Here is a 21,630-nt window from a genome sequence, read left to right on the forward strand (position 1 = left end):
CATCTGCAGATGCCGTTGATTCCGAGCTATCTCGCAAAATGGTCAGAAAACGTTTGCGCCTCGGCGGAAAATAGCCGCGCGTGACAGCCCGGGTACCGTGAGGTCTCCTTCACCGTACGGTGAGCGACAGGAGGCCTCACGGACGGTTCCAGCCGATCCCCACGGCATCTATCTTCCCTGCCGGCGGGCACCGCTGCCGGCGTCGATCTGACGCCCGACGTGCCATCTCCCGCCATTCGCTGCGACCGCCAGGGGGGTGGGCGATGCATCCTGCACACAACGCCGCACACAGGAGACCACGGCTCGACCGTCCGTTCCTTCGAGCCGGGCTCGCCGTACTGCTCCTGGCGCCGGTCTGTCTGTTGTTCGTCCAGTTGTGGCGCGGCACCGCCGCGGACGTCGCCTTCGCCGAACGGGAACGCGACGGAATCTCCTATCTCGACGCACTCAACCAGCTCACGGTGGCGCTGGTCGACGCGCAATCGGCGGCCGTCGCCGGTCAGCCGGTCGACCGCGACACGATCGGTCGGGCCGTGAACGCGGTGAACGACGTGGACGACCAGCTCGGCGAATCCCTCCGGGCACGACAACGGTGGAGCACGCTCCGGTCGGCCGTCGAAGCACTGCCCGGCCGAAGCTTCGACGACCCGGCCGACGCGTACGCCGCCTACCGCGAAGCCACCGACCTGCTCCTGGCCCAGTACGCCCGGGTCCGGGAAAGCTCGAACCTCATCCGGGACCCGGAAGGCGACACCTACCACCTGCAGGACGCCGCCGCCGAGGAACTACCGGAGGCGATCGTCGCGGCCGGACGCCTCGCGGATCTGGCGGTGCTGCTACCCAGCCGGACCGAAACCGAACGGGGCCTCGCCCTGGTCGAACTGACCGCTGCCCTGGGTGACGTACTGTCGCCGGCCGGCGACCTCGCCAGCGACGTCCAGGCTGCGGTGGAAAGCACCGAAAGCCATACCCTGAGCAGCAATCTGCTCACCCAGGTCGACCGGTTCCAGCGCAGCGTCGACACGATCGCCGCGGTCGACGCGGTGTTGGGCTCGGCCAGCGGCGACAACGCGGGCCGCGACCCGGACGCCGTAGCCGATCTCAGTGCTCTCGGGCAGCTGCGGGTCGAGGCCCAGGACTCCGCCGCCGAACTGGCCGCCACCCTGCTGACCGAACTCGACGGTCTGGTCGCCGAACGGCTCGGTGACCTGCGGCGCGGCCAGTGGATCGCGGTCGGCGCGTTCGTCCTGGCGCTCCTGCTCGCCGCCGTACCGGTGGTGATCACTTACATCGGATCCGCAGACGCGCGGACCGGGTCGGACACCGGGGGTGGCCGGCCGAGCGGCACCGCCGCCGGTGACCCCGACGACGGCCGGACGACCAGCGGCGGCGGCCGGACGACCAGCGGCGGCGGCCGGACGACCAGCGGCGGCGACCCGGACCACGCCGACGGCTCCGACCACGCCGACGGCTCGGACCACGTCGGCGGCTCGGACCACGTCGGCGCGCGACCGGACCGAGCATCCCGATGGCCGGACCTCGCAACGGTCCCGCTCGCCGCCGGCACCCCCGGTACAGGCACCGGTTCAGCCGGTCCCGACACAGGACGGTGGGGGCCGACAGGTGCTACTCGATAGACTCCGCATCCGGGGCAAGCTGGCCCTGCTGGTCCTGATCCCGCTCGTCGCGGTGGCGTCGCTGACCGTCCCGGTCGTGGTAGGTCGGGTCGCCCTCGCCGGGCGGGCCGCCGACACGCTGCGGACCATGCAGCTCAGTGGACGCGTCGGCTCACTGATCCAGGACCTGGAGCAGGAACGCCTCCTGCTGGTCGGGCACCTGCTCGGCGGTGCCGACCGGCCGCAGGTGCTGCTGCAGGAAGCGACCGTACGCGACCGGGCCGCAGACATCCGCGCCGACCTCGGAGCCGAACTCGACCCGGAGCTCGCGGCCGCGGTGGCCGCCGTCGACGGACTCGACGGCGTCCGCGCCGGAGTGCTCGCCGGGTCCGCCGCGACCGACGAGGTGATGGCCGGCTACGGGACGGTGATCCGCCGGCTGATCGACGGTCTGCGGCTGGTCGACGAGGCAGACGTCACGACCTCGGAAGGGCGCCAGATCGTCGCGCTGGACGCCGCGCTGCGCCTCGACGACGCGATCAGCGCCGGCGCCACGCACATGCTCGTCGTGGTCGGTGAGCGCAGCCCCGCAGCGGCGACCCAGTACGCGATGAGCCTGATGTCGGCGCAGGACAACGCGAGCCGGTTCGGCCGCTTCGCCACCCCCGAACAGCTCGCGCTCTACGAGCTGGTGGAGAACGCGCTCGACCAGCGACTCGGCCGGGGCTTCACCGCCCAGGCGCAGAGCGGGGCCAGCGACGGATTCGACGCCGATCCCACCGCCGCGCTGGCCGGGCTGACCGTCGAGACGCTGTACCCCTCGTTGGAGTCGCTGATCGCCCTCGGCCGGTTCGTCGAACGCAAAATCGTCATCGACGTCACGGTCGAGGTCGCCCGCCGGCAGCAACAGATCCTACTGACCGCGTACGGGGTGGTCGCCCTGGTCCTGATGGTGCTGCTCGCCGTGGTCACGCTGAGCCTGATCATCGCCCGGTCGGTCGCCCGGCCACTGACCCGGCTGACCTCGTCGGCCGACCGGATGGCCCGGATCGCCGAGGCCGAACTCGTCCGGGTCGCCGACGACGACATCGAAACCCCCCATCCGGTACGGCTGGATCCGGTCGAGATCAGTGCCACCGACGAGATCGGCGACCTCGCCCGAGCCTTCGAGCGGGTGCAGGTCACCGCCGCCCGGCTGGTCGAACGTCAGGTGCTCAGCCGTCGCAACGTGGCGCAGATGTTCGGTCACGTCGGTCGGCGTACCCAGAATTTGGTCAGTCGACAGCTGGCGATCATCGACCGGCTGGAGCGGGAGGAGACCGACCCTCGGCGTCTGCAGCATCTGTACCGCCTCGACCACGTCTCCAGCCGGCTGCGCCGCAACGCCGGCAGCCTGGTGGTGCTCTCCGGTGCCGGTGGCGCCGAGGAGCACATGTCACCGCTGCCGGTGTCCGACGTCGTCCGCCTCGCTCTCGGCGAGATCGAGGACTACACCAGGGTGGACGTCCAGGCACCGGCCGGCCCGGCCATCGCGCCGTCGGTCATCGCCGACCTGGTGCTGCTGCTGGCCGAGGTGATGGAGAACGGCACGGTCTTCTCCCCGCCGCACACCAGGGTCACCGTCACGACGGTGTCGACCGGCCGTGGGCTACGGATCAGTGTGGTCGACCGTGGACTGGGGCTGTCCGAGCGGCGGCTGGCCGACGAGAACGCCCGACTGACCCGCCGGGAGCGCCTCGACCTGATGCCGACCGAGGTGCTGGGGCTGTTCGTCGTCGGCCGGCTGGCCCGCCGGCACGGCATCGACGTCGTCCTGACCGCCACCCCCGGCGGGGGTGTCACCGTCACCATCGACCTGGGGCCGGAGCTGGTGGTGTTGCCGCCCGAAGCGACCCGGCCGAGCCAGTCGGGCCAGCCGCCCTCCGCCCATACGACCACCAGCTCGGCCGTACCCGCGTCGGCCGTACCCGCGTCGGCCGTGCCTGCCTCCGCCGTGCCGGCGCTCCCGACCAGATTGGCGGGTTTCGACACCGCCGCCCTGCAACGCGCCACCCGGACGCTGGGCATCGGTCAGCCGTGGAACGCCTTCGCGGCTCCGGCCGGCCCGACGAGCCGGTCCACCGTGCCGACGCCGGCGATCAGGCCGGCCGAGTCGGCCCGCTCGGCTGGTGAACCGCCGCCGGCGGGCCGGCTTCAACTACGGCGACGCGTTCCGGGCGCGCAGCACCCGGTGGGCACCGCCACCTCCGTCGACCAGCCCGCCGACCAGGCGGCCTTCTCCGCCGCTGGCAGCGGCGACGGACCGGGAGGTCCCGACAGCACGCCGGGCGGCCGAGACGGACAGCCAACCCCGTCCGGCACACCGGTGACCGACCCGGCCGCCGCCCGCGCCCTGCTGGAGGAGTTCGAAGCCGGGGTACGCCGCGCACAGCGGCAGGTGACCCAGGACCCGACGCCGGGCGGGACGCCCCGCCTGACCCAGCGGGTGCCGGGTGCCAGCCTGCCGGAACCGCCCCCGTCGGCGCTGGGCAGCGCGGCACGCCAGCCCTGGCCGCCCGACCCGCAGGCCGCGAAGGACGCCATGGAGGAGTTCGAATCGGGCGTCCACCGCGCGCTTTCCGAGATCATCGCCAACCATCATCACCGCGACGACGAAGGAATCCGATGACCAGTCCCTACCCGCCAGACACCGCCGAACACCCCGGGCAGCAGGCCGGGTCCAACGCCTCGCTGAGCGCCGAAGCGAAGACCTTCAACTGGCTGCTGGACTCGTTCACCTCCAGCACCGCCGGCGTCCGGGAGGCGATCGCGGTCTCCTCCGACGGTCTGCTGATGGCGATGTCGGCGATCCAGGACCGTTCCAACGCCGAGCGGCTGGCCGCCGTGGTGTCCGGAATGACCAGCCTGGCCGGTGGCGCGGCGAACTGGTATTCGTTGGGCACGGTGAACCGGGTGGTGGTCGACATGGCCGACGGCTACCTGCTGGTCAGCTCGATCAGCAGCGGTTCGGTGCTCGGCGTGATCGCCGACCGTTCGGCCAGCCTGGGCACGGTGGCGTACGAAATGACACTGTTCGCCGGGCGGGCCGGTAGCGCGCTGACCCCCCGGCTCATCGCCGAACTGAAAAACGCCGTCCAGTCGTGACGCCGCCGTACGGGGCGGACGAGCCGATCGACGCCCCGCCGCGGGTCCGCCCCTACCTGCGTACTCCCCCGTCGGAGGACGACCGGCGCGGGCCCGGCGGCCAAGCGGCGGGCGGTGACTGGCCGGCGGACGACGAGGCACCCGGGCTGCGACCCTTCGTGCTGACCGCCGGCCGGGTCACCGGTGCCGACCCCGACATCGGACTGGAGACACAGGTCACCGCACGTGCCCCGGATAACGTCCCGCCGGGGCTTGCGGTACGCGATCTGTCGCCCGAGTCGCAGGCGATCGTCGCGCTCGCCGCCGAGCCGATCTCGGTGGTCGAGATCTCCGCCCGACTCGGGCTGCACCTGGGCGTGACCCGGGTCCTGGTCGGCGACCTGCGGGCTGCCGCCCATCTCGACGTGCACGTACCCGACGTCGAGGCTTCCGCCGATGCCGACACCATCCTGCGAGTGATCCGTGGACTACGTGCCATCTCCTGACCGCGAGACCAGTCGACCATCCGACGTCGGCACCGCACCCGTCGGCACAGCACCCGTCGGCACCGCACCCGCCGGCGCCCGGCACCGGGCGGCGCCCCGTACCGAGCCGACGCATGGCGTTCCACGCCGTACCGCGCCGATCCCGGTCAAGATCGTGATCGCCGGTGGGTTCGGCGTCGGCAAGACCACGACGGTGGGCGCGATCTCGGAGATCGCACCGCTGACCACCGAGGCGGAGATGACCGCCGTCTCGGTCGGCGTCGACGACCCCGGCCCGGAGTCCGCCAAGACCACGACGACCGTGGCGATGGACTTCGGCTGCGTGACGATCGACCACAGCCTCAAGCTGTACCTGTTCGGCACCCCTGGTCAGGCCCGTTTCGGGTTCATGTGGGACGACCTGGCCCGGGGTGCCCTGGGGGCGCTCGTCGTGGTGGACAGCGCCCGACTGGACGACTGTTATCCCGCCGTCGACTACTTCGAACGGGCCGGGCTGCCGTTCGTGGTCGGTGTGAACACCTTCAACGGACAACTGCGGCATAGCATTGACGAGGTCAGGTGGGCGCTGGCGACGGCTCCGCACGTACCGGTGGTGGCGTTCGACGCGCGCGATCGGCTGTCCGTACGCGACGCCCTGCTGGTAGTTCTGGACCGCGCGCTGGACCGAGCGGTAAGGAGTCAGCCATCCTGAGGTGGTAACAGAGGGAGAACGGATGCGTGGGGATCTGGACGACGCGCTCGCCCGACTTGCCCGCCGTGACCAGCTGCAGAGGCGGGTCAACCAGGGCAACGACCGGACGAGTTCGGCCGCGCAGGAGATCGCCGCCGTGGTCCGCCAAGTGGTGGAGCGTCACCCCGGGCTGCTGGCGACGGTCCGGCTGGAAAACGGCGGTCAGGCGGTGGAACTGCGGATCGCCAACCAGGACGGGCACATCCAGCTCACCGTCACCGGTCCGGCCGGTCCGGGGGCGTTGCCGTCGGCCACGCGGCACGTCACGACGGACGGCAGTGCGATCGGCCACGGCGTGCCGAACGGCAGTGGCGCGATCGGCCACGGCGTAGCGGGCCACGGCGTAGCCGATGGTGGTGCCGCGCTGGGCATGCCGACCGCGGGCGGCCCGCCGGAGTGGCCACCACGGACGGAGAACACCCCGGACAGCCCGGCGGCCCGATTGGCCGAACTGATCCGGCAGGATCCGTCCCTGCTCAACGGCGCCGCCGACGGCTGATGCCCGGCGGCGAGCCAGCGGCTGGACCGGGTCGAGCAGGGACGGGCAGAACCTGCGCGGGTCAGGAGGACGGCGGCTCGTCGCGGCCGGACTCCTCCGCCTCGTCGGCTTCCTTCTTGGTGCGGTGCACGGCCCCGTCGGCGTGCTCCGGCGGTCCGTAGACGGTGTAGAGCACCAGCGGATTCGGCCCGGTGTTGAGGAAGTTGTGCGTATGTCCGGCGGGTACGACCACCAGGTCGCCCTGAGCCACCTTGCGCCGCTTGCCGGACACCACCGCCTCGCCCACCCCACTGACAAACGACAGGATCTGGTCGATGTCCTCGTGAACTTCCTCGCCGATCTCGCCGCCCGGCGGAATGGTCATGATCACAAGCTGGGTGTGCGCACCGGTCCAGAGCACCCGCCGGAAGTCCGGACTCTGCTCAGCGACGGTGGCGATCGTGAAGTGCTCCATGCCCCCAAACCTACCCACTTCTGTGGGTTGGTACGCCTGTGTTACGCGCCGCACCAGCGCACCGGGCGGTGCCTCGGCCGCACTGCCGGTCGGACTCACCGGACCGTCCGGCCGGTCGCTCTGCCTCGCTCTACCAGTCGGCCTCACCCGGCGAGCTCGACGATCGCCTCGACCAGCAGCCAGCAGCCGAACAGGAAGAACAGCGCCGCCGCGCCGTAGGCGATCACCCGCTCGGGCAGGCGCTTGCCCAGCATCCGGCCGACCACGATGGCGAGCGCGTCGGCGGCCACCATGCCCAGGGTCGAGCCCAGCCAGGTGCCGAACCAGCCGTGCCGGGTGGCCAGGGTGATCGTCGCGAGCATGGTCTTGTCCCCCAGCTCGGCCAGGAAGAAGGCCACCGTGACGGCCATGATCGCCGAACCGGTGGTACGGCGGGCCCGGCTGGCCTCGTCGTCGCTGAGCGAATCGCCGCGCAGAGTCCACACCCCGAACCCGAAGAACGCCAGTGCCGCCGCGAGCGCGATCCAGCCGGTGGGCAGGGCGACGCCGAGCCCGTACCCGATGGCCACCGACACCAGGTGCACGACGGCGGTGGCCACGGTGATGCCGATCAGGACCGGCCACAACTTGAATCGGGTGGCGAACGTCAACGCCATCAACTGCGACTTGTCGCCCAACTCGGCGACGAAGATGACGCCGAAGCTGATCGCGGTAGCGGCCAGAAAGCCGTCCATGGTGCCTCTCATCCGGTCGGGGCCGGATCGGGCACGCTGACCTCGACCCGGCTTGTTCAGCCTGAGTCGAAGGTCTCGCCCACCCGGCGGACACCGCCGCCGGGTCGCCGCGGCCGGGTGCCGGGGCACCAGTGTGTCGACCGCGATGTTGGGAGCTACTCCCCCTCGCCGCAAGCGAGACTAGCCGGTTCGGGGACGATGAGTGGGCTTAGTGACACACAACACGGGGGCGGGTCATCCTCCGCTGGGCGTTTCCGTTACGTTCACCATCGTCGGCTGTGTGCACGTCAATCGCCCAGGGTGGACGCGACGGCGGCACTCGCGGACACTATGCCGGAGCTTCCAGGACCATCAATCGCCGATACCTGTTGAGGGCGTGACCATGACCGAGCCAATCCTGGTGGTCGATGTCGGCACGTCGGGCACCCGGGTGGCGCTGGTCGTCGGTGACCAGACGACCCTGGTCAAGGAACCGGCCAGCGGCGCCGCCAGTTGGCCGTCGTCGGTCTGCCTGGCCGACGACGGCTTCCTCGTCGGCACCCCAGCCGAAGTGCGCAAACGAGCGATCCCCCGACGCTACATCGACGGCCCCCGGCGGGCGGTCGACGCCCAGGCGTCGATGTGGCTGGAACATCGCGAGGTGACCGGGGTCGAGGCGCTCTCCGCCTACCTCACCGTGATCGGGGCGGAGACCCGGCAACTCTACGGTGGACCGGTCGATCGGCTGACGCTGACCGTACCCGCGGAGTATCTGCCCGGGGACCCCCGCCGGGACGCGATGATCGCGATCGGCGAGGCGACCGGCTTCCGCGACGTGGAACTGCTCCCCGCCACCGTCGCCATCGCACTGGACCCACTGACCGACGGTGACCTGCCGGCCGGCGCGCTGGTGCTGGTCTGCGACCTCGGCGCCACCTGGACGACGGCCGTGGTCCAGGTGTACGGCAGCCACTCGGTGCAACTGGCGCAGCAGACCTGCGCCGCCGGCCGGGAACTCGACGCACTGCTCATCAACGACCTGCGTACCGAGGGCCGGTCCTGGCTGGAGCCGATGCTGGCCGCCCCCGGCGACGCCGGACTACGGGCCTACTACGAGGCGATCGACTTCACCCGCCGGCTCAAACACCAGCTCGTCGACACCGAGGAGGTCGTCGACCATCTCACCCCGCTGACCCCGCCGTACCGACTGACCCGTGGCTGGCTGGACGCGTTCGCCGAACCGGCGCTGCGGTGGCTGGTCGACAGCGCCCAGGACGTGCTGGCCACAGTCGGCGCCTCCCCGGCGGACATCACCGCCGTGATGGTGGCCGGCGGCGGGGCGTATCTGCCGGCGGTGCACCCGACGTTGCAGGCCGGACTCGGGTTCAGCGGCACCGGCGGTGAACGCACCGACCCGCTGCGGCGCGGTCCGGAGCCGGAACTCGCCGTGCTGCGCGGTGCCGCCCGGTTCGCCGCCGGGGCGGCCGGCCGGGTCATCGTCGCCGAGCCGCCCCGCTGGCGGGTCGAGCCGACGACCTGGGAGGTCCCGGGCGGCCGGGCCCGGCTGCTGCGCTGGTGCGTGCCGCCGGGCGAGCCCTACCCGGCGGGGGCGGTGCTGGCCCACGTACGGACTCCCGACGAGCGGGTCTTCGAGCTCACCGCCGCCCAGCACGGCCGCCAGCTCGGGCAGCAGTCCGCCCCCGGTGACCTGGTCGGGCCGGTGCTGGTGGTGGCCAGCGCCAAGGACGCGTTGGCTCTGCAGCGCCAGCCGCCACCCCGGCGGCGGCACCTGGAGTCGACCGGCTCGTGGCTGCTCAGCCCGGACCGGCTCAACCTCGTCGAGTGCGACCGGTCCGCCCGCGTCGTACGGCTGCGGGCGATCGCCGACGACACCGTGCTCGCCGAGTTCCGGCCCGACCACGGCACCAGTCAGGACTCCCGGGGCCGGGTGTTCATCGACCCGGACGGACGGTTGTCAGTCGTCGCCTGGGACACCGAGGGCTTCGTCTCGGTGTGGGACATCGAGACCGGCAAGCTCACCGCCCGCTTCCGGGATCCCGGTGAGCCGCATCGGCTGCTGGTCGACGAAAACCGGTGGCAGGCCGCCGTCGAAGGGCGGGGCAGGGCCGTCGGACGGTACCGGCGGACCGTCACCACCCTGTGGGACCTGCGCGGCGGCACCCGCGTCGACCGGATCACCGACGACAACTGGCACCAGCGGATGCCGGAGTTCGCCGAGCACAGCCGGGCGGAAGGACTGGCGACCGCCGGTACCAGCCCGGACGGGCAGTTGCGGGCGGGCGTGGTGGCCGGGATGGACGGCATCGCCGCGATCGTGCTGCACGACGCGTCGACCGGTCAGGAACTGTTCCGGGTGCTGGGCGGGACCGGGCAACGGGTCCGGGTCGGGTTCAGCGCCGACAGCCGGCACCTGCTGGCCAACTGGGAATCGGACGAGCGGAGCCTGATCGATGTCTGGGATGTCTGACCAGCCGGTCCTGGTGGTCGACTTCGGCACCACGTCGTCGGCGGCGGCGGTCGTGGTCGGCGAGACCAGTCACCTGGTGCCCGATCCGGTGACCGGCGCGGCGACCTGGCCGTCGGCGGTGCACTGGGACGGCGAGAGCATGATCGTCGGGGCGCTCGCCGAACGCCGCAAACGCTCCGAGCCGACCGCCTACGCGACCGAGTTCAAGCGTGGCATGGCCGCCGACGTACCGATGGTCCTCGGTGATCGGCGGTTCCGCCCGATCGAGCAGGTCGCGGCGGTACTGACCGCGCTACGGGCCGAGGCCGAACGCCGCTACGGCGCACCGGTGCGACGCACGGTGGTGACCATTCCCGCGTCGTACGGGCCGGACGATCCCCGCCGGGCCCAGATGATCGCTGCGGCGGAGGCCGCCGGGCTCGGGCCGGTCGAGCTGTTGCCGGAGCCGGTGGCCGCCGCGTTCGCCCCGGTCGCCGGACCGCCGCCGGTCCCCGGTGAACTGGTGCTCGTCTACGACCTCGGCGGCGGCACCTTCGACACGGCTCTGGTCCGGATCGACGAACGCTGGCACGAAGTCCTCGGGCATTCGGCGATCGACGACTGCGGGGGCCGCGACATCGACTCGCTGCTGGCCAACCGGATCCACTCCGACGGCCAACAGTGGCTGGCACCACTGCTGGTCAGCGCGGCCAACAGCCAGTCGGCACCGGCGACGTTGCGGCTCGGTATGGCGGTCACCGACTTCGCCAAACGGATCAAACATCAGCTCAGTGACACACCGACGGTCGAGGACTTCTTGCTGCCGGACACTCCGGCGTACCGGTTGACCCGGGCGGAACTCGCCGAGTTGGCGGCTCCGCTGCTGGACCGGACCATCGCCTGCTGTCGGCAACTGCTCGACGAACTCGGCGTACCGCCGGCCGGGCTCGGTTCGGTGTTGCTGGTCGGCGGCGGAGCCCGGATGCCCGCCGTCGCCGAGGCGGTGCACCACGCCTTCGGGCGGCCGCTGCGTCAGGTCGAGGAGCCGGAGTTGGCGACGGTGCTGGGTGCCGCGCGGTGGCTGCCGCGCAGCGGCCCGCGCACGATCCGGGCGTCGACCGACACCAGTCAGATGGTTCCGCTCTCCTTCGTCCTGCCCGGCGGGTGGGCCCAGCTGCTGCGTTGGTTGATCGTTCCGGGGCAGCCCTATCCGGCGGGGACCCCGCTGGCCCGGGTACGGCTCGCGGGTGGAACCCTGTGGGACCTGGTGGCCGCCACCCCGGGCACCATCGATCGGCTGCTGGTCCCGCCGGGCAGCGAGGTGGCCAGCCACCAGTGGCTGGCCCTCAGCACGTCCTGACCCGGACGCCGCGCGGCCCGACGTCACCGCCCTCGCCGCGCGGCCCGACGTCACCGTCTCGAGCGGTCAGCGTCGTCGTGGGGCGGTGAGCAGCCGGAACAGCGCCAGCCACTGCTCCGGCCAGAGCTCACCGGCCAAGGCCCCCGGCGGTATCCGGGTCGCCCGGACCGCCGCCGCGACCCGTTGCGCCGGATAGGCCCGCCGCAGCGATGCCGCCACCGAACCGCCGACACCGCCGAAGCCGATCTCCACCAGCCGCCGGTAGGCCGGTATCGACTGGGCCGGTAGCAACGGCACCGGGCGGCGGTCCAACCGCAGGATGCCCGAGGCAACCCGGGGCACCGGCCGAAACGCGGTCGGTGGGATCCGTCCGGCGAGCCGCCATTGGAATGACGGCCAGGTGCACACCGTGAGCAGGCTCCACCGGCCGTAGTCGCCGGTGCGTTTGCGGGCGTACTCCAGCTGTGTCACCAGGGTCGCGGACCGCAGTCCGGGCGCGTGCAGGCACCAGTCGACGATCGGCGCGGTCGCCGCGTACGGGATGTTGCCGACCACCGCGAACGGGTCGGCCGGCGGCTCGGCGGTCAGGAAGTCGGCGTGCACGGGTGTCACGTTCGGCAGGTCGCGGCACCGGCCGGTCAATTTACGGAACAGGTCAGGATCGATCTCGTACGCAAGCAGCCGGTCGCCGCGCCGGACCAGCCGGCCCGCCAGCGCCCGGGTGAGCTGCCCGGTGCCGGCGCCGATCTCGACGACGAGCTGCCCGGGGATCGGACGGGCGGCCTGGACCACCTGGTCGATCGCGGTCCGGTCGTGCAGGAAGGTCTGGGAGGACACCCGGCGGGTTCGGTCCTCGGCGCTGCGGGCGGGGTCTCGAGGCGGGTGATGTGCCACGGTCGGATCCAGTCTGCCGATCGGCGAGCGGCCGGATCGGCGGTACGCGGACCGGTGCCATCGACGGCGGATCCGGTCCAGGTGAGCAGGACTCGGACCGCCCTGGCCGGGCAGGTGTGTCGGCACGTCGCGGTGCGGACGGACAGACCTCGGCAGTGACCCGCCGGGCAGGCGGGTGTGCGGGGCTGAACTCGATCAGACGCGCGATACGTGCTGGCCCACGGCCAGGGCGGGACGCCGGGCACGCGGGCGGGCCACCAGCAGCGGACCCCACGCGCCGGGCGTACCGGCGGCGCGGATCAGGGCGTGGAACGTGGCTGACACGAGGTGCACGATAGCCAGCCGGTCGGCAGCCGACAACCTGTTTTCCGCACGCCGCCGGGCGGCTCGACGCGCCGACTGCACGCGCCGGTACGGGGACCAGCCGGTGTCGTCGCGGCCCGTACCCTGCTGCGGCCGTGACCCGCCGCTGTGCCTCGACGTTGTCAACGCGTGCGAGCCGACGATTCAACAGGATCCGCCGAGGCGACCTCATTGTCCGCCAAGGCGACCTCCGACCCGACCGGAACACCGGCCGGACCACCGGCCGGGCCACCAGGCGAGCCACCAACCGGGTCACCAGGCGGGCCACCAGGCGAGCCACCAACCGGGTCACCGGCCGGCGAACTCGACCCAGCCAAGCCGCCCGTGCCGAAACTCCCGTCGACGGTCCGGTTGGGTGCCCCGACCGACCGCTACTACGACCGGCTTGTCCGGTTGGCGTACCTGGTCATGGCTGACGCCACCGAGGCACCGGCCGGCGCCGGTACGCGGCGGCCGGCCAGGCCGCACGGGGTGATCCGGGCGCACCGCATCGTCCGTCGATCGCTGCCCTGGCGTCCGCTGGACGACGCGGGCCAGCTGTGGATGCTCGCCCGGGTGATCCGCCGGGCGAGTCGGCCGCGCCGGTTCACCCCTCCGGTGTTCCAGCACTGGGGCCGGCCGATCCGATCGGGTCACGACCCGGAGTGGGACCGGCTGTTCGCCGCGCTCGCCACCTTGCCGGCACCGGTCCGCGCCGGATATCTCCTGCTGGTGGTGGAACAGCTTTCGCCACGGGACGCGATCCTGGTGCTGCACGAAGCGGGTTGGCCGGACGCGGTGGTCCAGGTCGCGGCCGGTGCCGCCGAGCGACAGCGGCTGGCCGACACGGAAGGGCTTTCCCCGGACCGGCAGCGGGCATTGCTCACCGGGCCGGTCACCGACCCGATGACGGTCCGGCTGCAGGCACCTGACCTGCGGACGTTGCGGCTGGTACGGGCGCTTCGGTTGACCGGGGCGGCGGGGGCGGCGCTGGTGGTGGCGGCCGTGTCCGCAGCGGTCCTCCCTGGTTTGCCGGACTTCCCGCCCTCCTCCGGTCCGGCCGGCGACGACCCAGCCGGACCGGTCGTGGCAGAGGTACGGCGGGTCGGCGAGCAGGCCTGGACCGGCTCGGCGGCGCTGACCCTGGCTTCGTGGCCGACCCGTGGTTCCCGCCTCGACGACCCAGGACTGGTCGAGGCGGCGGTGGACGCCTGGCTCGGGCTGGCGGCGATGACCTTGGCGGATCCGGCGACGTCGACGGCGGCGTACGGTGCCCGGGGCGGCGGCGGGGATCCGGACGCCGCGCCGGCCGGTGTGGCGGTGGCCACCGATGCCGGGATGGTCACCGCGACCGGCAGCGAGGGGGTCGGGTTGGCCGCGCCGGTCGGCGGGGCGCAACTGCTGTACGTCGGGGACCTCCCGGAGGGATCGGCGCCGGAGCCCGGCGGGTCCGCGCCGGAGCCGGACGTGCTCGTGGTGCTGGCCGACGCCACCCGGATCGCGGTGTACCGGCAGGCCGGGCGGTCGCGGTCGCTGCGGATCGAACCGGCGCCCGCCGCGCATCCGTCGACCAGCAGCGCGATCCGGTTGACCGGTTCGGACGGCACCGCCCGCTACCTGGTCGCGCCGTGGGTGACGGCGGTGGAGTCCCGGGCGTTGAGCGGCGACGACTGGGTCCCGCTGCCGGTCGGGGCGACCGGGCTGACGGATCCGGCTCCCGCCGGCCCGGACGGTTGCTGGTCCGGCCCGGTGCTGCGGGTGCTCGGCGACGAGATCGCGGGCGGTCGGGGGGCGACCCTGGCCGATCTGGGCAGGACGGCGCTGACCTGGCTGGCGTACCTGCCGCCCGGCGCGCATCCGGGGCGTGCACCGGAAAACGCCGACGCGCCCGGTGGTGGCGCGGTCTGGGCCCGGCTCGGCTGCCTCACCGGTGAACTCGCCGCGCACACCCCACGTTCGGTGCTTGCCTGGGAGGTCTGGTCCGGGTCCCTGCCGGGAGCCAGCGATCCGGTACGGCTGGTCTGTCTGCGGGCGGAGTTGCCGCAGGACGCCAGCATGGTGGCGGCGGTCCTGCTGGCCGCCGGACCACCGGCGCGGGCGGTCGCGACCGCCGCCGACACCCGCTCGTGCAGTTCACGTGCCCCGGCGGTGGTGGTCGGCTGGTGGTGGGAGTCGTCCGACGGTGCCTGGCACCATGTCGCGGTCGGCGGCGGACCGGTCGCCGAAATCGAGGTACGCGTCAGCGACCAGACGATGCGGGGAGCCGGTCTGCTCGTCTCGCCGGCGTACCCGGACGGTCCGGTGGGACCGGTGCGGATCGGTGGCACCGACGCGGCCGGCCGACCGGTGCCGGTGCTCGGCTGAGCCGGATCCCCCGCAGAACGAGCCCGATCCCCGCGACGGCTGAGCCGGGTCAGTCGCCGACCACGGTCGTACGGTGTGCGGTCCGGGCCGTGTCGGCCGCCGCCAGCACCCGGACCACCTCGTGGGCGAACCGGACGTCGCACGGGTGGCCGGGCGTACCGGACTCGACCTGGCCGACCAGCGCGTCGATCGCGGCCTGGTAGGCCTGCACGACGGTGACGTCGCGGTGCGGCACCGGCACGATCCCCGGCTCGCCGAAGAGCACGACGTCGAACGTCTTGGCCGCTGGCGGGCCGTCGAGGGCGAGCGACAGGGTGCTGGCCGCGCCGCCACGGTGCCGCAGCAGCAGATGGACGCCACCGGCCGGGCCGTCCATCGCGGCCACCTGGGTCACCGGTCCGAGGACCGGAAGCAGGATCGACAGTACGTGTGGTCCGATGTCCCACAGGCCGCCGTACCGGCGCCGCCAGGGTGAGGCACCGTACGGGTTGCCGGGCTCGGAGATGGCCGCGAACAGGGTGCCACGGGCACCGTGCCAGGTCCCGGCGGCCGGCCGAGCGAGAAAGTCGACCATTCCCGGGTTGAACCGGCTGGTGAAGAAGACGACCGAGGCGACCCGCCGCCGTTCGACGGCGGTGACCACGTGGTCGGCCGCCTGGACGCTGAGCGCCAGTGGTTTGTCGAGCAGCAGGTGCCGGCCGGCGTCGGCGGCCCGGACGGCGATCTCCGCCTGTACGTCCGGCGGCAGCGCCACGGCGACCGCGTCCACGTCGGCCAGCAGCGCGTCGACGTCCCGGTACGGCGAGACGTCGTACCGCTCGGCGAGTGCCCGTACCTTGGCCGGGTCGCGCCCCCAGATCCCGACGAGGTGCGCTCCCGGGTGGGCGGCGAGTGCCGCCGCGTGGGTTTCGGCGGCCCAGTGGCCGGTGCCGAACAGACCGAACCGCAGTGCCATGTCGGTCGTCCTCCTCTGGTCGCCGGCTCTGGTCGCCGGCAAGTGTGCCGTACCTGGCCCGACGGCGCGACCACCGACGCGGCACCGGGACGGGTCGGGCGGCTATCGGCGTCGGCGGGTCCGGCCGGCGTACTCGGCGGCGAGGTGCGCTTCGGCGGCCTCGGCCGTCGCGGCGGCGGCTTCCTCGGCGAGCGCGGTGGCGGCCAGCTCGGCGATCCAGGCAGCTTCGGCGGCGCGTCGGGCGATCGCGGCGGCGGCGTCGTACTCCCGGCGGGCGGCCCGATCACGCCTCCGGTGCTGTTCGACGGTCTGGTCACGTTCGTGGCGGCCCAGGTCGGGGTCACCGGCTCGCCGCCACACCTCCCGCAGCTGCTGCACGGAGATGTCGCCTCGACGGTAGGCGGTCAACGCGGCCCGGCTCACGTCGCGTTCGAGCTGGCTGCCGGCGTCGGCCGGGGCCTTCATTGGGGCGGATCCGGCCGGCGCGGATTCGGCCGGCGCGGCTGCGGCCGGCGCGGCGTTCACCGGCGCGGCGTTCACCGGCGCGGATGCGGCCGAGGCCTTCGTCGGCGCGGCCATCGGCGGCTGGGTCCGCGCGGCGCGCAACGCCTGCTGGTACGCCCGTCCGGCGGTCTCCTGCCGCTGCCAGGCGTCGTCGCGGACCTGTCCGGTGGCGGTGGACCGCAGCCGGGCCGCGTCCGCCGCGATCCGGGCCGCCTTCGCGGCGGCGGCGATCGCGGCGGCCTCGGCGGCCAGTTCGTCCGCTTCGCGGCGCAGGAGTTGCCGGTCCGGCCGGGTGCTGGGCGGTCGGTCAGCCAGCGCGGCGAGGGCGAGCAGGGCCAACAGCACGCCACAGCAGGCGAGTAGGAGTCCCCAAATGCCGGTGCCAGTCACCGTGCTCCCCGGTGGATCGGATCGAACCCGTCCCGGAACTGACTATAGACTCCAATTGATACCGACAGCCACCGTACGGACACCGAAGATCACCACTGCGAGGTCCCCACCCCCGACGCGGCCGGGGCCGGGACCGGTCGACGTGACACCATCGGCTGCCAGCAGGGCCTCAGCGAGGTCGACCGCCCTGGTGAGTAGGGTGTGGGCGTGTCTGTGGCAGATGAGGTATCGCTACGGTGAACGGTCCGCTCGGCACCGTGGTCATCGTTCTCGCCCTGGCCGTCGCCGGGTGGGCGTTGCTGTGCGCGGCGTTGCGTCGGTCACCGGGCTGGATCCAGTTCCTCGGTCTCGCTGTCGTCGAAGCCGCCCTGGTGGTCCTGCTGGTCGCCGTCGGCGTGGCACTCGTCGGCGGTGAGCGGCCCGGCGACGCGGCGGTGTTCGCCGGATATCTGATCACCACGCTCAGCCTGCCGCCGATGGCTGCCGTGCTGGGCCGGATGGAACCGACCCGCTGGGGTTCGCTGACCATCGGTGTCTTCTGTCTGGTGATCCCGGTGCTGGTGGTACGGCTGCAGCAAACGTGGACGGTGGCCGGTGGCTGAGCAGCGCAGACAGACCGGGACGGCCGGGGCCGCCCGGACCGGACGTACCCGCAGCGGACCCGGGCGGGTGCTGATCGGGGTCTACCTCCTGTTCGCCATCGCCGCGTCGTCGCGGGCCGGGGTACAGATCGCCACCAGGTTCGACGAGGCCCCGGTGGCGTACCTGCTGTCGGCGTTCGCCGCCGTGGTCTACCTGGTCGCGGCGGCCGGCCTGATCCGCGACGGCCGGACCGGTCGGCGGATCGCGTACGTCTGCTGCACCGTGGAACTCGTCGGGGTGCTGGCGATCGGGGCGGCGAGCATCGCCGTGCCGGCCGCGTTCCCGGACGAGACGGTGTGGTCCGGTTTCGGCAGCGGGTACGGCTACATCCCGCTGGTGCTGCCGGTGATCGGGCTGCTGTGGCTGCGCCGTACCCGGGCCGGAGGCGCCGACGCCCCGGATCAGCTCGCGCCGACGTCGTAGCCGGAGTCGAGCCGCAGCCGGATCCAGCGGTAGCCGTACCCGTCGATGTCGAGAGCGTCGAGTTTGCCGACCGGCGGGTAGTCCTGGTCGGCGAGGACCTCGGTGGGCAGCCTGGCCTCGTCGTAGAGGTCACCCAGGTCGACGGTGGCCTTCTCGGTGCCGAGGTTGTGCAGGAACAGCATCGCTCCACTGTGGTCGTCGGCGCGGTGCACCAGCACGCCCGGCGGAGCGGGCACGTCGACGTGGGCGCAGGAGCCGGCACCGACCTCCGGGGCCTCCCGCAGCGTACGGATCATGCGTTCGAACCAGGCGAGCAGTGAGCCGTGGTCGCGGCGCTGGGTGGTGACGTTGACCGTACGGTAGCCGTACTCGTCATCGTCGATGATCGGGCGGACCAGCTGGTCGGGCTCGGCGGTGGAGAAGCCGGCGTTGGGCAGCAGGGACCACTGCATCGGGGTACGGATGGCTTCCCGCCCGTCCAGCGACAGGTCCTCTCCCATGCCGATCTCCTCGCCGTAGCGCAGCACCGGGGTGCCGCGCAGGGTGAACTGCAACGAGTACGCCATTTCGATCCGCCGCCGGTCGTTGCCGAGCATCGGGGCGAGCCGGCGGCGGATGCCGCGCCCGTACAGTCGCATGTGTTCTTCCGGTCCGAACCGGGCGTACACCTCCTCGCGCTGGGCGGTGGTCAACCGCGACAGGTCGATCTCGTCGTGGTTGCGCAGGAAGGTGGCCCAGGAGGCCCCGGCGGGCAGCGCCGGGGTGTCGCGCAGCGCTTCGATCACGGGCTCGGGGTCTTGGCGGGCCAGGGCGAGCAGCAATCGGCCGTTGAGCATGAAGTCGAACAGCATGTGCAGGCGGTTGGCCGACCCGCCCTGATCGGCGAAGTAGTCGACCAGTTGGTCGGGTTCGACGTTGGCCTCGGCGAGCAGAACGGCGTCGCCGCGCCGCCATTGCACATGCTGGCGCAGTTCGGTGAGGAAGTCGAAGTCCTTGGGGGACTGCGGCTGGTCGGGTTCGGTGTGTTCGATGATGAACGGTACGGCGTCCATCCGGAATCCGGCGACGCCGAGCTGCAGCCAGAACGAGATGATCTTCTTGATCTCGTCACGGACCTGTTCGTTGAAAACGTTGAGGTCCGGTTGGAACTGGTAGAACCGGTGGTAAAACCACGCCTTCGCGGTGCGGTCGTAGCTCCAGGTCTCGTGCTGCTCTCCTGGGAAGACCATGCCCTGGCGGCGGTCGCTGGGCTCGTGGTCGGACCAGACGTACCAGTCGCGGTACGGCGAGTCCGGTGACGACCGGGCGGACTGGAACCAGGGGTGCTGGTCGGAGGTGTGGTTGACGACCAGGTCGATGATCACGCGGATGCCTCGGTTACCGGCCTGGTGCAGCAGTTCGGCGAAGTCGCCGAGGGTGCCGAAGCGCGGGTCGACGTTGTAGAAGTCGGTGACGTCGTATCCGTCGTCGCGGCCGGGTGAGGGGTGGATCGGGTGGAGCCACAGGCAGGTGACGCCGAGGCGGGCGAGGTAGTCGAGCCGCCCGATGAGTCCGGGGATGTCACCGACACCGTCGCCATTGGAGTCGGCGAAAGTGTCGATATCCAGACAGTAGATGACCGCCTTGCTGAACCACCGGTCACTCATGTCGGCCACCCGCCGGGACGAATCCGCTGTTCACGCTCTGCCCGCTCATGGCGGGAAACCTTTTCCTGCTGGCCCCGGCGGCAAACCCCGGTTCCGGTCGCCGCACCATATGTCGGCTACCTCACGTAGGCGATGGTTGCTCACCGTACCCGGTCTGTAATCATCGTGCCGGGTTCCGTGATCGGGACCCGGGGTCGGGGCGAGCAGGTGAAGAGGCGAGGAACGATGGCGACCATCTACGACGTGGCACGAAAAGCGGAGGTCTCACCGGCGACGGTCTCCCGGGTGGTCAACGGTCACGCCAATGTGGATCCGGTGCTCGCCGACCGGGTCCGGCGCGCCATGAACGAGTTGGGATACCGGCCGAACGCGGTGGCGCGCAACCTGCGGCGTAGCCGGACCACGCTGTGGGCGGTGGTGATCAGCGACATCGGCAACCCCTTCTTCACCGCCCTGGTGCGCGGCGTGGAGGACATCGCCCAACGGTCGGGCTTCTCGGTGGTGCTCTGCAACACCGACGAGGACCCGACCAAGGAGGCCCGCTATCTCAACGCGGTCCTGGCCGAGCAGGTCGCCGGCGTGATCATCGCCCCGTCGGGTCCGCAGACGGATCTCGACCAGTTGGCCGCCGCGCGGGTGCCGGTGGTGGTGATCGACCGGCAGCTGCACGGTAGTCGGATCGACACCGTGCTGGTCGAGAACGAACACGGGGCCGAACTCGCCACCGCTCATCTGGTCGAATCCGGCTACCAGCGGATCGCCTGCATCACCGGCAGACGTGGCGTCTACACCGCGAGTAGCCGACTTGCCGGCTACCGACGCGCGCTCACCGCCGCCGGTCACCATTACGACGAGCGGCTGGTCCGCTACGCCGACTTCCGGTCCGACGGCGGCTATCAGGCCATGTCCGAGCTGCTGCGCTGCCAGCCCCGCCCGGACGCGTTGTTCGTGGCGAACAACCTGATGACGGTCGGTGCGCTGGAGTGCCTGGTCGACAACGGGATCACGGTGCCGGCGGACATGGGCGTGGTCGGGTTCGACGATCTGCCCTGGGCACATCTGGTACGTCCGGCGCTGACCACCGTGGCCCAGCCCACCTACCAGCTCGGCGAGACAGCCGGACAGTTGCTCACCGAACGGATAGCCACCCCGGACCGGGACGCGACGACCGTGACCCTGCCGACCAAACTGCAGGTACGCGAGAGCTCGACCCGCCGGCCGGGTCCGTCCGTCGGATCGGACCCGGTGTCCGACTAGGTGTGAGATCTCCCGTTCCCGGGTACGGCACATGATCCGCCGATCCGCGAGGGAGCCCCATGGCCGTCACCGTCGACACACCACCTGAGGGAGCCGGCGGGCTGACCGGCTGGGTGGCCGACGTCATCGCCAGCCTCGGCGAGGTCGGGGTGGGCCTGCTGGTGGCCCTGGAGAGCGTCGTCCCGCCGATCCCCAGTGAAATCGTGCTGGCGATGGCCGGCTACCTGGCCAGCCAGGACCGGGTCAACCTGATCGGGGTCTGGGTCGGCGCGACGGTCGGTTCGCTGGCCGGTGCGCTGTTGCTCTACTGGCTGGGTGCCGTGATCGGCGAGGAGCGGCTGCGCCGGTGGCTGGACAAGGTGCCGTTGGTCGACCTGGAAGATCTGGACAAGGCCGACCGCTGGTTCGAGCGGTACGGCCGGTGGGCGGTGTTGTTCGGCCGGATGGTGCCGGTGGTACGGAGCCTCGTGTCCGTGCCGGCGGGTGCCGACCGCATGCCGCTGGTCCAGTTCAGTGCGTTGACCTGCCTGGGCAGCGGGGTGTGGAACGCGTTGTTCGTCGGTGCCGGCTTCGCGCTCGGCTCCCAGTGGCAGGAGGTCGAGCGGTACAGCCGCTGGTTCGACATCGCCGTCTTCGTGATCCTCGGCGGGCTGGTCGTCTACTGGGTGTTCGGCCAGGTACGGCGGCGTCGCCGTCGCGCGGAGAGCCGCCGCACCTGAGCACCGGGCGCGCGCTGATCGGGATC

The 21,630-nt window shown here is 71.9% G+C and carries 20 protein-coding genes; 13 read left to right on the forward strand and 7 right to left on the reverse strand.

Going from position 1 to position 21,630, the window contains the following annotated elements; genetic code table 11:
- Positions 1 to 263: 263 nt before the first annotated feature.
- The 6 genes from O7632_RS26085 to O7632_RS26110 all read left to right on the forward strand — a co-directional run bounded on the left by O7632_RS26085 (position 264) and on the right by O7632_RS26110 (position 6,474).
- Complete coding sequence (locus tag O7632_RS26085; protein ID WP_278118036.1) at positions 264 to 1,637, forward strand: hypothetical protein; 1,374 nt, start codon at positions 264 to 266, stop codon at positions 1,635 to 1,637.
- Positions 1,624 to 4,284, forward strand: a complete 2,661-nt coding sequence (locus tag O7632_RS26090) for a nitrate- and nitrite sensing domain-containing protein (protein WP_278118038.1) — start codon at positions 1,624 to 1,626, stop codon at positions 4,282 to 4,284. The genes O7632_RS26085 and O7632_RS26090 overlap by 14 nt, the downstream gene beginning before the upstream one ends.
- The gene (locus tag O7632_RS26095; protein ID WP_278118040.1) at positions 4,281 to 4,760 is read left to right on the forward strand and encodes a roadblock/LC7 domain-containing protein; all 480 of its coding nucleotides are present in this window, start codon (positions 4,281 to 4,283) and stop codon (positions 4,758 to 4,760) included. The genes O7632_RS26090 and O7632_RS26095 overlap by 4 nt, the downstream gene beginning before the upstream one ends.
- Entirely contained in the window at positions 4,757 to 5,245 is a 489-nt protein-coding gene (locus O7632_RS26100) for a DUF742 domain-containing protein (protein ID WP_278118041.1), read from the forward strand. The genes O7632_RS26095 and O7632_RS26100 overlap by 4 nt, the downstream gene beginning before the upstream one ends.
- 139 nt (positions 5,246 to 5,384) lie before the next feature.
- Positions 5,385 to 5,936, forward strand: coding sequence for an ATP/GTP-binding protein (locus O7632_RS26105; protein ID WP_278120407.1), 552 nt, complete (start codon positions 5,385 to 5,387; stop codon positions 5,934 to 5,936).
- Positions 5,937 to 5,958: 22 nt separating this feature from the next.
- Entirely contained in the window at positions 5,959 to 6,474 is a 516-nt protein-coding gene (locus O7632_RS26110) for a hypothetical protein (protein WP_278118042.1), read from the forward strand.
- Between the two features lie 61 nt (positions 6,475 to 6,535).
- Here O7632_RS26110 and O7632_RS26115 read toward each other — a convergent pair whose 3' ends face one another.
- Positions 6,536 to 6,928: a cupin domain-containing protein gene (locus tag O7632_RS26115; RefSeq protein ID WP_278118043.1), complete on the reverse strand. Its 393-nt coding sequence runs from the start codon at positions 6,926 to 6,928 to the stop codon at positions 6,536 to 6,538.
- A gap of 143 nt (positions 6,929 to 7,071) precedes the next feature.
- Positions 7,072 to 7,662 carry a TMEM165/GDT1 family protein gene (locus O7632_RS26120; RefSeq protein WP_278118045.1) on the reverse strand — a complete coding sequence of 197 codons (591 nt, stop codon included), beginning with the start codon at positions 7,660 to 7,662 and terminating at the stop codon, positions 7,072 to 7,074.
- Between the two features lie 382 nt (positions 7,663 to 8,044).
- Between O7632_RS26120 and O7632_RS26125 the strand changes: the two genes are divergently transcribed.
- Together O7632_RS26125 and O7632_RS26130 are read left to right on the forward strand one after the other, a co-directional pair.
- Positions 8,045 to 10,129, forward strand: a complete 2,085-nt coding sequence (locus O7632_RS26125; RefSeq protein ID WP_278118047.1) for an Hsp70 family protein — start codon at positions 8,045 to 8,047, stop codon at positions 10,127 to 10,129.
- Positions 10,113 to 11,468, forward strand: coding sequence for an Hsp70 family protein (locus O7632_RS26130; RefSeq protein WP_278118048.1), 1,356 nt, complete (start codon positions 10,113 to 10,115; stop codon positions 11,466 to 11,468). Before O7632_RS26125 ends, O7632_RS26130 begins: the two co-directional genes overlap by 17 nt.
- 66 nt (positions 11,469 to 11,534) lie before the next feature.
- Here O7632_RS26130 and erm read toward each other — a convergent pair whose 3' ends face one another.
- Both erm and O7632_RS26140 read right to left on the reverse strand, forming a co-directional pair.
- Positions 11,535 to 12,305 carry an ErmE/ErmH/ErmO/ErmR family 23S rRNA (adenine(2058)-N(6))-methyltransferase gene (gene erm / locus O7632_RS26135; RefSeq protein ID WP_278118049.1) on the reverse strand — a complete coding sequence of 257 codons (771 nt, stop codon included), beginning with the start codon at positions 12,303 to 12,305 and terminating at the stop codon, positions 11,535 to 11,537.
- A 252-nt stretch (positions 12,306 to 12,557) separates the two neighbouring features.
- Positions 12,558 to 12,686, reverse strand: a complete 129-nt coding sequence (locus O7632_RS26140) for a hypothetical protein (RefSeq protein ID WP_278118051.1) — start codon at positions 12,684 to 12,686, stop codon at positions 12,558 to 12,560.
- A 363-nt stretch (positions 12,687 to 13,049) separates the two neighbouring features.
- Here O7632_RS26140 and O7632_RS26145 point away from each other — a divergent pair, with 363 nt between their 5' ends.
- Positions 13,050 to 15,068: a hypothetical protein gene (locus tag O7632_RS26145; protein ID WP_278118053.1), complete on the forward strand. Its 2,019-nt coding sequence runs from the start codon at positions 13,050 to 13,052 to the stop codon at positions 15,066 to 15,068.
- A gap of 49 nt (positions 15,069 to 15,117) precedes the next feature.
- Here O7632_RS26145 and O7632_RS26150 read toward each other — a convergent pair whose 3' ends face one another.
- Both O7632_RS26150 and O7632_RS26155 read right to left on the reverse strand, forming a co-directional pair.
- Positions 15,118 to 16,023, reverse strand: a complete 906-nt coding sequence (locus O7632_RS26150) for a Gfo/Idh/MocA family oxidoreductase (RefSeq protein WP_278118055.1) — start codon at positions 16,021 to 16,023, stop codon at positions 15,118 to 15,120.
- A 102-nt stretch (positions 16,024 to 16,125) separates the two neighbouring features.
- The gene (locus O7632_RS26155; RefSeq protein WP_278118057.1) at positions 16,126 to 16,917 is read right to left on the reverse strand and encodes a hypothetical protein; all 792 of its coding nucleotides are present in this window, start codon (positions 16,915 to 16,917) and stop codon (positions 16,126 to 16,128) included.
- A 227-nt stretch (positions 16,918 to 17,144) separates the two neighbouring features.
- Here O7632_RS26155 and O7632_RS26160 point away from each other — a divergent pair, with 227 nt between their 5' ends.
- Together O7632_RS26160 and O7632_RS26165 are read left to right on the forward strand one after the other, a co-directional pair.
- A complete protein-coding gene (locus O7632_RS26160) occupies positions 17,145 to 17,519 on the forward strand; it encodes a hypothetical protein (RefSeq protein ID WP_278120409.1) in 375 nt (124 codons plus the stop codon).
- Positions 17,512 to 17,982 carry a hypothetical protein gene (locus O7632_RS26165; protein WP_278118058.1) on the forward strand — a complete coding sequence of 157 codons (471 nt, stop codon included), beginning with the start codon at positions 17,512 to 17,514 and terminating at the stop codon, positions 17,980 to 17,982. The genes O7632_RS26160 and O7632_RS26165 overlap by 8 nt, the downstream gene beginning before the upstream one ends.
- Here O7632_RS26165 and O7632_RS26170 read toward each other — a convergent pair.
- Entirely contained in the window at positions 17,961 to 19,628 is a 1,668-nt protein-coding gene (locus O7632_RS26170; protein ID WP_278118060.1) for an alpha-amylase family protein, read from the reverse strand. The genes O7632_RS26165 and O7632_RS26170 overlap by 22 nt on opposite strands.
- A 243-nt stretch (positions 19,629 to 19,871) precedes the next feature.
- Between O7632_RS26170 and O7632_RS26175 the strand changes: the two genes are divergently transcribed.
- Positions 19,872 to 20,885 carry a LacI family DNA-binding transcriptional regulator gene (locus O7632_RS26175; RefSeq protein ID WP_278118062.1) on the forward strand — a complete coding sequence of 338 codons (1,014 nt, stop codon included), beginning with the start codon at positions 19,872 to 19,874 and terminating at the stop codon, positions 20,883 to 20,885.
- 59 nt (positions 20,886 to 20,944) lie between these two features.
- Positions 20,945 to 21,604 carry a DedA family protein gene (locus O7632_RS26180; protein ID WP_278118063.1) on the forward strand — a complete coding sequence of 220 codons (660 nt, stop codon included), beginning with the start codon at positions 20,945 to 20,947 and terminating at the stop codon, positions 21,602 to 21,604.
- Positions 21,605 to 21,630: the final 26 nt, after the last annotated feature.

The organism is Solwaraspora sp. WMMD406 (genome assembly GCF_029626025.1).
Lineage (GTDB): Bacteria > Actinomycetota > Actinomycetes > Mycobacteriales > Micromonosporaceae > Micromonospora_E.

What these genes read in the sequence shown, in the direction of transcription:
- O7632_RS26085 (WP_278118036.1), top strand. Translation starts at nt 264, where the DNA reads ATGCATCCTGCACACAACGCCGCACACAGGAGACCACGGCTCGACCGT.
- O7632_RS26095 (WP_278118040.1), top strand. Translation starts at nt 4,281, where the DNA reads ATGACCAGTCCCTACCCGCCAGACACCGCCGAACACCCCGGGCAGCAG.
- O7632_RS26110 (WP_278118042.1), top strand. Translation starts at nt 5,959, where the DNA reads ATGCGTGGGGATCTGGACGACGCGCTCGCCCGACTTGCCCGCCGTGAC.
- O7632_RS26115 (WP_278118043.1), bottom strand. Translation starts at nt 6,928, where the DNA reads ATGGAGCACTTCACGATCGCCACCGTCGCTGAGCAGAGTCCGGACTTC.
- O7632_RS26120 (WP_278118045.1), bottom strand. Translation starts at nt 7,662, where the DNA reads ATGGACGGCTTTCTGGCCGCTACCGCGATCAGCTTCGGCGTCATCTTC.
- O7632_RS26125 (WP_278118047.1), top strand. Translation starts at nt 8,045, where the DNA reads ATGACCGAGCCAATCCTGGTGGTCGATGTCGGCACGTCGGGCACCCGG.
- O7632_RS26130 (WP_278118048.1), top strand. Translation starts at nt 10,113, where the DNA reads ATGTCTGGGATGTCTGACCAGCCGGTCCTGGTGGTCGACTTCGGCACC.
- O7632_RS26150 (WP_278118055.1), bottom strand. Translation starts at nt 16,023, where the DNA reads ATGGCACTGCGGTTCGGTCTGTTCGGCACCGGCCACTGGGCCGCCGAA.
- O7632_RS26170 (WP_278118060.1), bottom strand. Translation starts at nt 19,628, where the DNA reads ATGAGTGACCGGTGGTTCAGCAAGGCGGTCATCTACTGTCTGGATATC.
- O7632_RS26180 (WP_278118063.1), top strand. Translation starts at nt 20,945, where the DNA reads ATGGCCGTCACCGTCGACACACCACCTGAGGGAGCCGGCGGGCTGACC.